This window comes from Aquamicrobium sp. LC103 (assembly GCF_001014615.2).
GTDB lineage: Bacteria > Pseudomonadota > Alphaproteobacteria > Rhizobiales > Rhizobiaceae > LBCQ02.
The window spans coordinates 327,334-340,347 of record NZ_LBCQ02000003.1; the positions used below are offsets into that span (position 1 = coordinate 327,334).

A 13,014-nucleotide genomic window follows, 5' to 3' on the forward strand; every position below is an offset into this window, starting at 1 on the left:
AAAATCCACGGGTTGCGGCACACCCCCTCCGGCGGTCTCCCTCCCCCCGTAAACGGGGGAGGAGCCAGGCCGAGGACGGCCGCAACGGCGGTTCCTCCACCTGCAAAGCGAGGCGGCCCGAAGGGGCCGGAGGGGGCATATCCGGGCGAAGGGGATGGAGAAGACGCCTGCGACAGCGGCGGAGCAAGCCTCCCGCACGACCGCCCTTCCCCTTGCAGGAACAGCGCGGCGGCCGCGATCAGCCCGCGTCGGCGGAATTCCTCGGCGGCGGCGAGCCCGCGCCCGAGCGCCTCGGCGACCTCCTCGCTGGACAAGGCCGGCACCCCCGTCGTCACCAGCCGCTCGCCGAGATCGCTGTCGGGCGCAAGATCGACGGCGCGGGCGCGCGTCACGCCTTCATGGCCGGGCAGATCCACCGCATTGGCGATCAGCGTCGCCGCCGCGTCCGCCGCGGCGCCGCTTGAGGCCAGCACCGTCACCGCGTCGGCGATCCCCAGCGAATGGCTGCGCCCACGCCAGCCGCTGGTGGCGATGCCGCGCACCGCGTGCTGCGCGCGAATGGTCACGCGGCCGTCGAAGCCGTGCCCGGTGCCGGCGATCGCCGCCTTCATCTCCTCGCCCTCGGCAAGGAAGATCGCGATGTCGCCGCCGTCATTGACATAGGCGCGCTCGAGCGTCCGGCCGGCAATCATCGCGGCGAGCATCTCGTCCGCCACCGCTCCCGCAACCGCCGCCATCGGCGTGACGAACCGCTCCGAGAACGGCGAGACGGCGTCCTCCATGCGCTGCGCCACTGCTCCCCGGAACCGGCGCGCCCGCGCGCCGGCAGGCTGCCGCAGCATCGTGAGTTCCGCCACCAGCTCGTCGAGCACCGTCCCGAACCGGTCGACCGCCTGCCGATAGGCGCGCTGCCTTTCATCCGCCGCGCCGAACGCCTCGATGACGAGGTCGATGGGGCCGTGGTTCAGATGCAGCCGGCGCCCGTCCGGCAGCATCGATGCCTGCGGGCGGTTCACTTGCCCTGCTCCCGGCGAAGCTGGGCAAGCGGCGGCCATGAATTTGCCGCCGGCGCCGCCTTGTCGGCGCGCTCGTTGAAATATTCGCCGCCCTTTTTCCGCACGTCCTCGATGGAACGGACGTTGCCGGCATACCCGCCCAGCGCCTCGTAGTGCTCGCGCCGCAGCGTGAACTCGATCGGCGCGACCAGCGCCGGCGTCGGCACGTAGCCGAAGGCGTTGCCGGGCAGGCGCGTGACGTCGACCATCACCGTGATGCCGCCGCCGGGCCAAACATAGACCGGCGCGCCGCCGCAGGTCACATAGGTCTGCAGCCGGTGCACCGAGCGGGTGAGGTTGACCGGGTTCTCCGTCACCCCCGCCCTCAGCGAGCCGCCCGCTCCGCCCATGAACAGCACCGTGCAAAGCGCCGGCTCGCAATTGTCCTCGATCAGGTCTACCGATTTGCGCAGCCGCTCGGGAAACGGCTTTTCGACCGGCTTCAGCGCGTCGTTCAGCTCGTAATAGGCGAACTGTTCGCCCGTGGTCGACACCATCAGAAGCGACAATCCCGGCCGCGCGCCCTTCTTCGGGTTGAACTCGCCCAGTATCTCGAGCGGATCGGAGACCATCGTGCCACCCCAGCCGAGGCCTGGCTCGGACACCTTGAAATAGCGGCCGGGCGTGGAGCGCCGCCCGAGGATCTTGATCCCGGTATCCGGCCAGCCGATCACCTTGCCCGCCTGGTGCTCCGAGACGACGCCGGTGATGTGGTCGTCGACCACCACCACCTCGTCGACGAGGTCCTTCCATTGCGTGGCGAACATGCCGATGGTGGCCGAGCCGCAGCCGACGCGCATCCTCTGTTCCAGCTTGCCGTCGATCACCGGCGCCTTGCCGGCCTCAACCACGACGGTCGCGCCGTCGTCGATGGTCAGCTCCACCGGTTGCCTGTTGCACAGCGCCAGCAGCGTGTCGCAGGTGACCCGGCCCTCCGATTTCGAGCCGCCGGTCAGATGCGCGACGCCACCGAGCGACAGCATCTGCGAGCCGTATTCGGCCGTCGTCACATGGCCGACCGCCTCGCCATTGGCGCGCACCGTCGCCGCTTCGTGGCCGAGATGGCGATCGGTGTCGATCTTCACCTTGACGCCGCAATAGCTGAAGATGCCTTCCGTCACCACGGTGACGAGATCGACGCCCTCGACCTCCTGGCTGACGATGAAGGGTGCCGGCTTGTAGTCCGGATAGGTCGTGCCGGCACCGATCCCGGTGACGAAGGGCCGCGCCGTGCCGACCGGATTGCCGTCCCACGCACCGCCGCTCGCGAAAGGCACGACCTCCCCGCCCGTCTCGGCCCGATGCTCGAGTATGGTCACCGGGTCGCAGCGCACGATCCTGCCGTCGAAATTGCCGTAGCGGTCGCAGGCGCCCGTGCGTCCCTCGGCGATGTAGCACATCACCGGGCAGGCATCGCAGCGCAGCTTCTCCCCGGCCTGCCGCGCGCCGGGCTCATGCGTCTCGAAACGTTCCGAAAGCTCGCTCATGGCGCCATGCCCCCTCCGCCTCGCTCCGCTCGGCACCTCCCCCGCTTCGCAGGGGAGGAGCCCGGGTCGCAGGCGGCCACAACGCCGGATCCTCCCCCGTTCACGGGGGAGGGGGACAATGCGAAGCATGGTGAAGGGGGCGGACCCTCCACGTTCATTGGCGCGCCAAAGGACGCGCGCGCCCGGCGGTTCGCCCTGGCGACTGACCGCCGAAGACGGTGGCGCGTGCAACGATGCCGATCCGCGGTCATCGTCCCGCCCGCCTCATCGCCGCGAGCACCCGGTCAGGCGTCGCCGGCAGGCGCTCGATCCTGGCGCCCGAGGCATGCCTGATCGCGTTGATGATCGCCGGTGCCGTCGGGATCAGCACATGCTCGCCCAGCCCCTTGGCGCCATACGGGCCTTCCGGGTCGGGAACCTCCACCAGAATCGTCTCGATCGGCGGCACGTCGCCGATCGTCGGGATCAGGTAGTCATGCAGGTTTTCGGTGCGGCCGGGCACATACTCCTCCATCAGCGCCATGCCGATGCCCTGGGCGATACCGCCCTCCACCTGGCCCTCGGCCAGCAACGGATTGATCGCGCGGCCGACATCGTGCGCCGCCGTGATCTTCACGAGCCTGACCGTGCCGAGCCTCATGTCGACCTCCAGCTCGGCGATCTGCGCGCCGTAGCCGTAGACGGCGTAGGGCTTGCCCTGGCCCTTGGCGTCGAGCGCCACAGTCGGCGGATCGTAGCTCTCGACGGCGGAGAAGACGAAGCCGTTCTCGTCAGGCGGCAACCCGCCGAGCTCTATCGTGCGGCTCGCATCGCCCTCGCTCACCCTGATCGCGGCGCCGTCGAGCCCGAGACGGGCATTTTCCGAGACGTTGGCGAAGCGCAGGATCTTCTCGCGCAGCGCCCTTGCCGATTTCTCCGCCGCCTTGCCGGAAATATAGGTCTGGCGCGAGCCCGACGTCTTTCCCGCGTCCGGCGTCGCCGCCGTGTCGCCATGGACGAGGGTGAAATCCGACAGAGGCAGGCCGAGCGCTTCCGCCGCGATCTGCGGAATGACCGTGTTGGAGCCCTGGCCGATATCGACCGCGCCCTGGTGCATCACCAGCCGGCCCTCGGCCGTGATGCCGATCTTCATCGTCGAGGGGTTGGGAATGCCGGTATTGCCGCAGCCATACCAGCAGGAGGCGACACCCACGCCGCGCTTGCGCCCTTCGTTCGCGGCGTTGAACGCTTCCGCCTCGCCGAGCGCCCGCCGCCAGTGCGGCGCCAGCGCCTCGAGGCATTCGACGATGCCGACGCCCCGTTCCATGACATGGCCGCAGACCGTCGGCTGGCCATTGCGCAGGGCGTTCCTCAGCCGGAAGTCGAGCCGGTCGATGCCGAGCCTCCCGGCGAGCTCGTCATAGAGCGTTTCCTGCATCAGCGCCGCCTGCGGCACGCCGAAGCCCCTGAACGCGCCGGAGATCGGCCCATTGGTGTGGATCGCGCGCCCGACCGCGCGATAGTTCGGCGTGAAATAGGGACCCGACGCATGGACCGGCACACGCGTCGCCACGGTCGGGCCCCAGCTCGCATAGGCACCGGTATTGAAATCGCCGTCGAAGACCATGCCGGTGACGCGGCCGTCGCGGTCGGCGCCGATCGTCGCCTTCATCGAGGCGGGATGGCGTTTCGTCGTCGAGCTCATCGATTCCTGCCGCGTGTAGACCAGCGTGGCAGGACGCCCGGTCTTCAGCGCGACGAGGCCGATCAATGGCTGCACCGAGAGGTCGAGCTTGGAGCCGAAGCCCCCGCCGGTCGCGGTCGGAACGATGCGCACCTTCTCGGGCGCGAGGCCGAGCACGGTCGCCGTGTCGTCGCGGTCCATGATCGGCGACTGGGTGCACGCCTTTATGACCAGCATTTCGCCGTCCATGAAGGCGTAACCGGCCTCCGGCTCGATATAGGCGTGCTCGACATAGGACGTCTCGAGCGCACCGCTGACGGTGACCGCCGAAGCCTCGATCGCGGCGGCCGCGTCGCCCCGCTCGACGAAGCCTTCGGTCATCACATTGCCGCTCCTGCCCTCGTGCAGGTCGGCGAAGCCGTCGCGCGCTTGCGCCGGCGTCAGCGCATGCGGCAGTTCCTCCCAGGTGACCGGAAAAGCCGAAATGTCGAAATCCTCGATCGCCGTCCGCTCTCCCGCGATCAGCGCCACCGCCTCGCCCCGAAACCGCGCGCGGCCTTCGGCGAGCGCCGGCTGATCGGCGAAGGGCGGAATGACGCCGAAACGGTTCTTGCCGGGAATGTCGCTCGCCGTGAACACGGCGACGATGCCGGGCGTGCCGCGCACGAAGCCCGCGAGATCGCCGAAGGCGAACCGCGCATGCCAATGAGGCGATCGCACCGCCAGCACCGACAGCGCGTCCGCCGGCCGCTCGTCCGCGCCGAACCGGTCCGCGCCCGTCACCTTCTGCACACCGTCGAGGCGTGGGACCGAAGCGCCGACGCCGCACCCTCCATCCGCCTTGTATGGGGGGACACAATCAGCATCCCCCTCAGGCCTGCCGGCCAGCGATTGCTGGTAAGTCGCAGGTTCTTCAGCGTTTGAGGAGATCATCGCGGAAGCGGCCGGCAAGCCAGGGGAGGATATTCCTCCCGAGCGCCCCTCCCCCGCCTCCATCACCGCCTTGACGATCTTGCGATAGCCGGTGCAGCGGCAGAGCACGCCGCCCAGCGCGTCCTTGACCTCGTCCTCGCTCGGCGCCGGGTTCGTCTCCAGCATCGCCGTCGCCGTCACCAGCAGGCCCGGCGTGCAGATGCCGCATTGCGCCGCGCCGTTTCTCAGGAACGACGCCTGCAGGTCGGAAAGCCTGCCGTTCGCCAGCCCCTCCACCGTGCGCACCTTGGCGCCCGCGACGCTCGCCGCCGGCACCAGGCAGGAGCAGACCGGCTCATCGTCGACGATCACCGTGCAGGCGCCGCAATCGCCCGCGTCGCAGCCGACCTTCGTGCCCGTCAGGTGTAGCTCGTCGCGCAGCAGCGCCGAGAGCCGCATCACCGGCGGCACCGTCACCGTCACGGCGTCGCCATTGACCTCCAGCGAGACGGTCGCGCGTTCGAAGCTCATGCGGCCACGCCCCCTGCCCGCTCGAATGCCGTGCCGGCGGTCGCCAGCGCGCCTCGCAACGCGCGCGCCGCGATCTCGCGCGCCGCCTCTCGGCGGTATTCGGCCGTGGCGCGTACGTCGTCGATCGGCCTCAACTCCTCGAACGGCCAGCCCGCGACGGCCTCGACCAACGAGGCATCGGCGTGCCTTCCGACAAGCCTTCCTTCGAGTTCCGGAAAACGCAGCGCCGCCGGCGAGCACGAGCCGACGGAAAGCGCGAGCTCCCGCACCGTTCCCTCCGCATCGACGGAGATTCTCGCCGCCGCCATCGCGATCGAGATGACGAGATAGCGCCGCGCTCCCAGCTTGACGAAATGCGAGCTTCCGCCGGCGGAAGCCGTCGGCACGCGCACCGCCGTCACCAGCTCGCCCGGTTCCAGCGCCGTTCGCCGGTTGCCGAGAACGAAATCCGCGAGCCGCACGAGCCGCCCGCCCGCCACCGAGCGGATTTCCACCTCGGCGTCGAGCGCGAGCAGCGGCGGCACGCCGTCCGCCGCCGGCGAGGCGTTGCAGAGATTGCCGGCGATCGTGCCCGAATTCTGGATCTGTATGGAGCCCACTTCGCGCGCCGCGAGCTTCAGCGCATCGAAGGCCCGGGGAAGGTCGTGGCGGATGATGTCGGTCCAGCTCGCCCGCGCGCCGAAGACGAAATGCGTCCCGGTCCGCCCGATCGCGCGCAGCTCCGCAAGCCCGTTGATGTCGAGGATGTTTTCGCGAAACGGTCTCGCGCCCTGCACCGGGTAGAAATCGGTACCCCCGGCAAGAACCCGCCAGTGGTCCTCGCCGAGTAGCGCGACTGCCTCGTCCAATGACTTCGGTCTCGCGTAGCGCATGGCTATCTCTCCCATCGGAAGAATGCGCTGAAATTCGTTCGTATGCAAACGATATTGCGGAGCGGCTTGCCAAAGCGGCGATTTGAGATCAGCCTTGCGCAACCCCGGCCTGCGATGTTTCGCGGCGGGAATCCATGGAACTGTCTTGGAGTGGAAAATGGCTGGTAGCGCCCTGGTCGTCATCGACATTCAGAACGATTTCTGCCCCGGCGGCGCGCTGGCGGTCGCCAGCGGCGACGAGATCGTCCCGCTGGTCAACGGCCTCATCGCCGATGCCGACCATGTCGTGCTCACGCAGGACTGGCACCCGGCCGGTCATTCCAGCTTCGCCTCCACCCATCCGGGCAAGGATCCGTTTCAGACGATCGACGTCAGCTACGGCCCGCAGACGCTGTGGCCCGACCATTGCGTACAGGGCAGCGAAGGTGCGCTGTTTCACCCGAAGCTCGAATGGGCCAAAGCGGAACTCGTCATCCGCAAGGGATTCCGCCCCTCGATCGACAGCTATTCCGCCTTTTTCGAGAACGACCGCCGAACTCCGACCGGGCTCGCCGGCTATCTGCGCGAACGCGGCATCTCCAACCTGACGCTGGTGGGGCTGGCGACGGATTTCTGCGTCGCTTATTCGGCGCTCGACGCCGTCAGCGAGGGCTTTCACGCCACCGTGCGGCTCGACGCCTGCCGCGCCATCGATCTTGACGGCTCGCTCGCTGAAATGACGCAGCGCATGCGCAGGGCCGGCGTCAGGCTGGCCTGACCCCGGCGCCTCACGAGGCGCGAGCGATCGCGCCTTCGTTCGCGCTCGCGGCGCGGGCAAGCAGGTCGCACACCGCAACGACGTCGCCATCCGCCATCTGCGGATAGAGCGGCAGGATGACGGTCGCGAGCTGTGCCGCCGCGCTGCGCCGCAGCCCCGATCCGAGACGGTGCGAAGACGCCTCCGCATAGGCCTTCTCGCGGTGGCTGTTCATCACGCCGCGTCGCGTCGACACGCCGGCGTCGAGCATTTCCTGCATCACCGCATGCTGGTCGGCCCATTCCGGCAGGAAGATGCAATAGCTCTGCCAGTTGCTCCGCGCCCATTCGGGCTCGCTTGGCGGCAGGATGCCCGGAACCCGGCGCAAGCGCTCGTCATAGAGTCTCGCCAGGTGCCGCCGGCGCTCGACGATCTCCGGCAGGCGTCGCAGCTGCTCCCGTCCGATCGCGGCCTGCAAATCCGTCATGCGATAGTTGAAGCCGAGCTCCGGGTAATCCTCGTAGATCACCTGCCGCGAGCCGTGCCTGACCGCGTCGGTCACGCTCATCCCGTGCTGCCGCCACAGCCGGAACTTCGCGTCATATTCGGGGTTCGCCGTCGTCAGCATGCCGCCGTCGCCGGTGGTGATCACCTTGCGCGGATGGAACGAGAAGCAGGCGATGTCGCCGTGCGGCCGGCCGATCTTCTCCCATTGCCCGTTCCACAGCATCTCGCTGCCGATCGCGCAGGCCGCGTCCTCGACCACCTTGATCCCGCGCCGCCGCGCGATCTCGAGCACGCGCCGTATGTCGCACGGCATGCCGAGCTGGTGCACGCACAGGATCGCCTTGGTGCGCGCGGTGATCGCGCCCTCGATCAGTTCGGGATCGATGTTGAAGCCCCCCTCCTCCACGTCCACGAAGACCGGCACGGCCCCGCAATAGCGGATGGCGTTGGCGGTGGCGATGAAGGAATGGCTGACGGTGACGACCTCGTCGCCGGCGCCCACGCCGACTGCCAGAAGCGCCAGATGCAGCGCGGTCGTGCAGTTCGACGTCGCGCAGGCGTGCGGCGCGCCGACATATTCGGCGAACTCGCGTTCGAAGGCGGCGACCTCCGGCCCCTGCGTCACCCAGCCCGACATGATCACCCGGCGGGCGGCTTCCGCTTCCGCCTCGCCGAGAACCGGCTTGGCGACGGCGATCTGTTGCTGAAGTTTGGTCATTCCGCTGCCTCCGGCGTCATCGCGCGCTCTTCGCGCCACCAGGAAACCAGGTCGCGCAACCCCTCCTCCAGCGATATCCGCGCCTCGAAGCCGATCATCGCCCTTGCCTTGCTGGTATCCGCCAGCCGGCGCGTCACCGCGTTCACCTTGCGCGCCGGCGCGTGCTGGGGCGCGAGCTTCGATTCCATGACGCGGCTCAGCATCAGCGCCAGCTCGAGCAGGCTCGTCTCCTCGCCGCTCGCCACGTTGAAGACCTCGTCCGTCACGCCGGACTTCGCCGCCAGAACGTTGGCGCGCGCGATGTCGGCGACATGCACGAAATCCATCGTCTGCAATCCGTCGCCATGGATCAGCGGCGCTTCGTTCGCCGCGATCCGCTCCATCCAGCGGATCAGCACCTCGGTATAGGCGCCGTGAACGTCCATGCGCGGCCCGTAGACGTTGAAATAGCGCAACGCGACGTAGTCGAGCCCGTACATCTCCGCGAACGAGCGCAGCAGCGCCTCGTTGAACACCTTGGCCGCGCCGTAGATGGTGCGGTTGTTGTAGGAATGATGCGCCTCCGTCGTCGGAAAGCTGTCGGCGAGCCCGAGCACGGAGGCCGACGAGGCGGCCACCATTTTCGACACCCCCGCCTTCACCGCCGCTTCCAGCACGTTGAACGTGCCGTCCGCCAGCACCTCCATCGCCAGCCTCGGCTCCTCGGCGCATTGCGTGATGCGTATCGCGGCTTGGTGGAAGACGATATCGACACCGTCGAAGAGCTTGGCCAGCAGTGCCCGGTCGCGAATGTCGCCGACGACCACGTTCAGCGGAAAGCGCGAAGCGGCAAGGCGCAAATTCTCGCGCCGGCCGCGCACGAAATTGTCGAGGATGATGATCTCGCCGGGCTCCTCCAGCGCGACCAGATCGGCGATGTGCGAGCCGATCAGTCCCGCGCCGCCGGTGATCAGCACGCGCTTATTCTTCATTGAACCGCCCTCCGAGGCAGGTTTTGCGGGTTGTCCTCGTCGGTGCGCCAGCGCAGGAAGCGCGCCGGAACGCCTGCCACGACCGAGAAAGGCTCAACGTCGGCGGTCACCACCGCCCCCGCTCCGACGATCGCGCCCTTGCCGATCGTCACGCCGGGCAAGATCGTCGCATTGGTGCCGATGTCCGCCCATGCGCCGATGCGCACCGGCCTGATTTCGAGGTCGGTGCGCACGATCGGCACGTCGACCGGGACGCCGGTGTGCGTGGATCCCAGGATCTTCGCGCCGGGGCCGAAGCCGACATATTCCTCCATGACGAGATCGCGCGCGTCGAGGAACGCCTGCGAACCGATCCAGACATTGTCGCCGAGGACGCAGGTGCCGTCGTAGCGGCCCTGTATGTTGGCCTGCGCCCCGATGAAGACGCGGTCGCCCAACTCGAACGTTTCCGGATGCTTGAACGAAACGCCGCTGCCCACCTGCAGGCCCTCGCCGCAACTGAGCGCGAGGCCGCGCAGGATCGCGCGACGCATCAGCGCGTCGACCGCGCCGTCGCCCCAGGAGAAGCGACCGAAGAGTTCCAGCAGCCCGCGCGCGCTGTAGGAAACCTTCAGCATCTCCGTAAGGCCGGTCTCGTAGGCCGGCTCGGCTTTGGCGTCGCGACGGCCGTGCACGGCCGCGACGATTCTCGTCTGGCGCTTGTCGTCAATGGACATGGATTTCCTGCTCCACCGCGTCGGCGACCTGTTCCACCTGTCTCTGCGTCATTTCCGGATAGATCGGCAGCGACAGCACCTCGCGCGCCGCCGCCTCCGCCACCGGGAAATCGCCCGCCCGATAGCCGAGATCCTCGTGCGCGGGCTGGAGATGGATCGGCACCGGATAGTGCAGACCCGTCTGGACGCCCTCGGCGACCAGTTCCCTCTGCAATGCGTCGCGGTCGCCGCAGCGCACCGCGTAGATGTGATAGACGTGGCGGCGGTCGGGCAGTTCGACCGGTGTCGTCACCCGCCCCGAGCCGGCGAGAAGCTCGGTATAGCGCCTGGCATGCTGCCGGCGCGCCTCCGTCCAGCGCTCGAGGTGACGCAGCTTCACGCGCAGAATCGCGCCCTGAATGCCGTCCATGCGGTAGTTGAAGCCCTTCAACGTGTGATGGTAGCGCCGCTCCTGCCCCCAGTCGCGCAGCATGCGGACCATGTGCGCGTGCGCGTCGTCATTGGTGACGACGATGCCGCCCTCGCCGCAGGCTCCGAGGTTCTTGCCGGGATAGAAGCTGAAGCAGCCGGAAACGCCGATGCCGCCGGCGCGCCTTCCCTTGTATTCCGCGCCATGCGCCTGGCACGCATCCTCGATCACCGCCAGCCCGTAGCGCTCGGCCATCTCCATGATCGGCGCCATATCGGCCGTCTGGCCGTAGAGATGCACCGGCATCACGGCCTTGGTGCGCGGCGTGATCGAGGCTTCCAGCTTCTCCGGGTCCATCGTGAACGTCACCGGATCGATGTCGATGAAGACCGGCCGCGCGCCCGTGTAGCAGATCGCCGAGGCCGTCGCGACGAAGGTGAATGGCACGGTTATCACCTCGTCGCCCGGTCCGACGCCGGCGGCGAGCAGCGAGAGATGCAGCGCGCTGGTGCCCGTATTGACGGCGATCGCGTGCCTGGTTCCGCAATAGGCCGCGAATTCGCGCTCGAACGCGGCCACCTCCTCGCCGAGCACATATTGGGCGGAGCCCAGCACGTTCAGCACCGCCGCGTCGATCTCGTCCTTGATCGACGCATACTGAGCCTTCAGGTCGAGAAAGGGGATCATGCGATGCGCCTCGCCGCCTCGAGCTCGATCACCCGCCCGCGCTGGGCGAGCGATTGCGATGCCGCCTCCAATATCCGCACCACGCGCAGGCCCGCATGGCCGTCGGCGATGGGCGTCCCGCCCTTCTCCACGCAATCGACGAACTGGCGCAGCTCGACGCCGAGCGCCTCGGCCATGTCGAGCTGCGGCGCCCACATGTCGCCGGTGCGGTAGCCCACCAGCATCTGGTAGACCTTCTCCCCGTTCGCCTTGGGATTGCCGTTGAGCGTGATGCCCTTGTCGTAGACCTTGATCTTCTCGCTCGGCTCCAGGTCGTCATAGACGATCATCTTGCTGCTGCCGCCGATCAGCGTGCGCCGCACCTTCACCGGCGCCAGCCAGTTGACGTGGATATGCGCGATCGTCGCATTGTCGAAGAACAGGTTCAGATAGGCGATGTTCTCCGGCTCGCCGGCGACATGGCTCACCCCCGTCGCCGAAACCGCCACCGGCTTCATCGGCAGCACGTGATCCATGATCGACAGGTCGTGGACCGCGAGGTCCCAGATGACGCTGACGTCGTGCTGGAAGAGCCCGAGATTCACCCTGACGGAATCGTAGTAGTAGACGTCGCCCAGGCCGTTCTCGACGAGCTCGCGCATCTTGCGCACGGCGCCGGTGTGGATGAAGGTGTGATCGACGGCGAGCACCAGCTTGCGCCGCGCCGCCTCGTCCACCAGCCGGCGCGCCTCCTCGGCGCTCGACGCCATCGGCTTTTCGACCAGCACGTGCTTGCCGGCCATCAGCGCGCTCATCGCGAGGCGGAAATGCGTCGACACCGGCGTCGCGATCGCGACCGCATCGACGCGCGGGTCGCTGAGCAAGGCCTGGAAATCGTCAGTCACCTCCACCGCGGGATAGCGGCTCTGGACCGCGGCGAGCCGCTCCTTGCGCATGTCGCACACCGAAACCAGCCGCGCGCCGGGCACCTCCGCCAGGTTGCGCACCAGGTTCGGCCCCCAATAGCCGTAGCCGACGACGGCGACGCCGATCATTTCACCCCTCCGATCGCCAGGCTGCGCAGGGGCGCGTCCTTGACCCTGCCCTTGATCCGAGCCGGCACGCCGGCAACGATGGTGTTGTCCGGCACGTCCTTGGTGACGACCGCGCCCGCGCCGACCAGCGCGTTGCGCCCGATCGTGACGCCGGCGAGGATGGTCGCGTTGCTGCCGATCGCGGCGTTTCGCCTGACGAGCGTTCCGACCACGTGCCAGTCCTGGTCCGTCTGCAGCTTGCCTTCCGCGTTGAGCGCGCGCGGATGCAGGTCGTTGATGAACATCACCCCGTGGCCGACGAACACGCCATCCTCCAGCGTCACGCCCTCGCAGAGAAAGGAATGGCTTCCGATCTTGCAGTTGCGCCCGACGGCGGCACCTTTCTGGATTTCCACGAAAGTGCCGATGCGCGAGCCCGCGCCGACGTGGCAGCCATAGAGATTGACAAGGTCCGGATGGTGGATCACCGCGCCTTCTTCAAGTTCGACGTCGCCCGATATCATGACGCTGAATTGCCCCCTGTGCGTGCGGCCATCCGAAAAGGAAGCCGGCTTTGTCCGGCTGGAAAATCCCGCCCAGAGTGGTTTCCTTTGGGGATCGCGGTAAAGCGGAGAAAAGGCCGTAGAGGGCCGACCGAACGATCAGCTTTGAGTGGTAACCGGTCCACCAAACTGCCGAGGCGCGCGAATGGCCGCGCAATTGACTTGGCTTCCCGC

The 13,014-nt window shown here is 67.9% G+C and carries 10 protein-coding genes and 1 pseudogene; 1 reads left to right on the top strand and 10 read right to left on the bottom strand.

Annotated elements, in window-relative coordinates:
• Positions 1 to 182: 182 nt before the first annotated feature.
• From XW59_RS07905 to XW59_RS07920, 4 genes and pseudogenes are all read right to left on the bottom strand, one after another.
• A pseudogene (locus XW59_RS07905) lies at positions 183 to 1,016 on the bottom strand (UPF0280 family protein); the annotation flags it as partial.
• The gene (locus tag XW59_RS07910; RefSeq protein ID WP_047144057.1) at positions 1,013 to 2,542 is read right to left on the bottom strand and encodes a 6-hydroxynicotinate reductase; all 1,530 of its coding nucleotides are present in this window, start codon (positions 2,540 to 2,542) and stop codon (positions 1,013 to 1,015) included. The gene XW59_RS07910 and the pseudogene XW59_RS07905, both read right to left, overlap by 4 nt.
• 247 nt (positions 2,543 to 2,789) lie before the next feature.
• A complete protein-coding gene (locus XW59_RS07915) occupies positions 2,790 to 5,648 on the bottom strand; it encodes a molybdopterin-dependent oxidoreductase (RefSeq protein WP_047144056.1) in 2,859 nt (952 codons plus the stop codon).
• Positions 5,645 to 6,520: a xanthine dehydrogenase family protein subunit M gene (locus XW59_RS07920; protein WP_047144491.1), complete on the bottom strand. Its 876-nt coding sequence runs from the start codon at positions 6,518 to 6,520 to the stop codon at positions 5,645 to 5,647. The genes XW59_RS07915 and XW59_RS07920 overlap by 4 nt, the downstream gene beginning before the upstream one ends.
• 157 nt (positions 6,521 to 6,677) lie before the next feature.
• Between XW59_RS07920 and pncA the strand changes: the two genes are divergently transcribed.
• Positions 6,678 to 7,277, top strand: coding sequence for a bifunctional nicotinamidase/pyrazinamidase (gene pncA, locus XW59_RS07925; protein WP_047144055.1), 600 nt, complete (start codon positions 6,678 to 6,680; stop codon positions 7,275 to 7,277).
• 10 nt (positions 7,278 to 7,287) lie between these two features.
• Here pncA and XW59_RS07930 read toward each other — a convergent pair whose 3' ends face one another.
• From XW59_RS07930 to XW59_RS07955, 6 genes are read right to left on the bottom strand one after another with little or no spacing between them, the layout of a single operon-like run.
• Positions 7,288 to 8,481: a DegT/DnrJ/EryC1/StrS family aminotransferase gene (locus XW59_RS07930; RefSeq protein ID WP_047144490.1), complete on the bottom strand. Its 1,194-nt coding sequence runs from the start codon at positions 8,479 to 8,481 to the stop codon at positions 7,288 to 7,290.
• Positions 8,478 to 9,452, bottom strand: coding sequence for an NAD-dependent epimerase/dehydratase family protein (locus XW59_RS07935; RefSeq protein ID WP_047144054.1), 975 nt, complete (start codon positions 9,450 to 9,452; stop codon positions 8,478 to 8,480). The genes XW59_RS07930 and XW59_RS07935 overlap by 4 nt, the downstream gene beginning before the upstream one ends.
• Complete coding sequence (locus XW59_RS07940; RefSeq protein ID WP_047144053.1) at positions 9,449 to 10,168, bottom strand: acyltransferase; 720 nt, start codon at positions 10,166 to 10,168, stop codon at positions 9,449 to 9,451. Before XW59_RS07940 ends, XW59_RS07935 begins: the two co-directional genes overlap by 4 nt.
• On the bottom strand, positions 10,158 to 11,264 hold the full coding sequence (locus tag XW59_RS07945) for a DegT/DnrJ/EryC1/StrS family aminotransferase (protein ID WP_047144052.1): 1,107 nt from the start codon (positions 11,262 to 11,264) through the stop codon (positions 10,158 to 10,160). The genes XW59_RS07940 and XW59_RS07945 overlap by 11 nt, the downstream gene beginning before the upstream one ends.
• Positions 11,261 to 12,298, bottom strand: coding sequence for a Gfo/Idh/MocA family oxidoreductase (locus XW59_RS07950; RefSeq protein WP_047144051.1), 1,038 nt, complete (start codon positions 12,296 to 12,298; stop codon positions 11,261 to 11,263). The genes XW59_RS07945 and XW59_RS07950 overlap by 4 nt, the downstream gene beginning before the upstream one ends.
• Positions 12,295 to 12,801, bottom strand: coding sequence for an acyltransferase (locus XW59_RS07955; protein WP_047144050.1), 507 nt, complete (start codon positions 12,799 to 12,801; stop codon positions 12,295 to 12,297). Before XW59_RS07955 ends, XW59_RS07950 begins: the two co-directional genes overlap by 4 nt.
• Positions 12,802 to 13,014 lie beyond the last annotated feature (213 nt).

Coding starts and splice junctions, on each gene's coding strand:
- XW59_RS07910 (WP_047144057.1), bottom strand. CDS start 2,542: ATGAGCGAGCTTTCGGAACGTTTCGAGACGCATGAGCCCGGCGCGCGG.
- XW59_RS07915 (WP_047144056.1), bottom strand. CDS start 5,648: ATGAGCTTCGAACGCGCGACCGTCTCGCTGGAGGTCAATGGCGACGCC.
- XW59_RS07920 (WP_047144491.1), bottom strand. CDS start 6,520: ATGCGCTACGCGAGACCGAAGTCATTGGACGAGGCAGTCGCGCTACTC.
- pncA (WP_047144055.1), top strand. CDS start 6,678: ATGGCTGGTAGCGCCCTGGTCGTCATCGACATTCAGAACGATTTCTGC.
- XW59_RS07930 (WP_047144490.1), bottom strand. CDS start 8,481: ATGACCAAACTTCAGCAACAGATCGCCGTCGCCAAGCCGGTTCTCGGC.
- XW59_RS07935 (WP_047144054.1), bottom strand. CDS start 9,452: ATGAAGAATAAGCGCGTGCTGATCACCGGCGGCGCGGGACTGATCGGC.
- XW59_RS07940 (WP_047144053.1), bottom strand. CDS start 10,168: ATGTCCATTGACGACAAGCGCCAGACGAGAATCGTCGCGGCCGTGCAC.
- XW59_RS07945 (WP_047144052.1), bottom strand. CDS start 11,264: ATGATCCCCTTTCTCGACCTGAAGGCTCAGTATGCGTCGATCAAGGAC.
- XW59_RS07950 (WP_047144051.1), bottom strand. CDS start 12,298: ATGATCGGCGTCGCCGTCGTCGGCTACGGCTATTGGGGGCCGAACCTG.
- XW59_RS07955 (WP_047144050.1), bottom strand. CDS start 12,801: ATGATATCGGGCGACGTCGAACTTGAAGAAGGCGCGGTGATCCACCAT.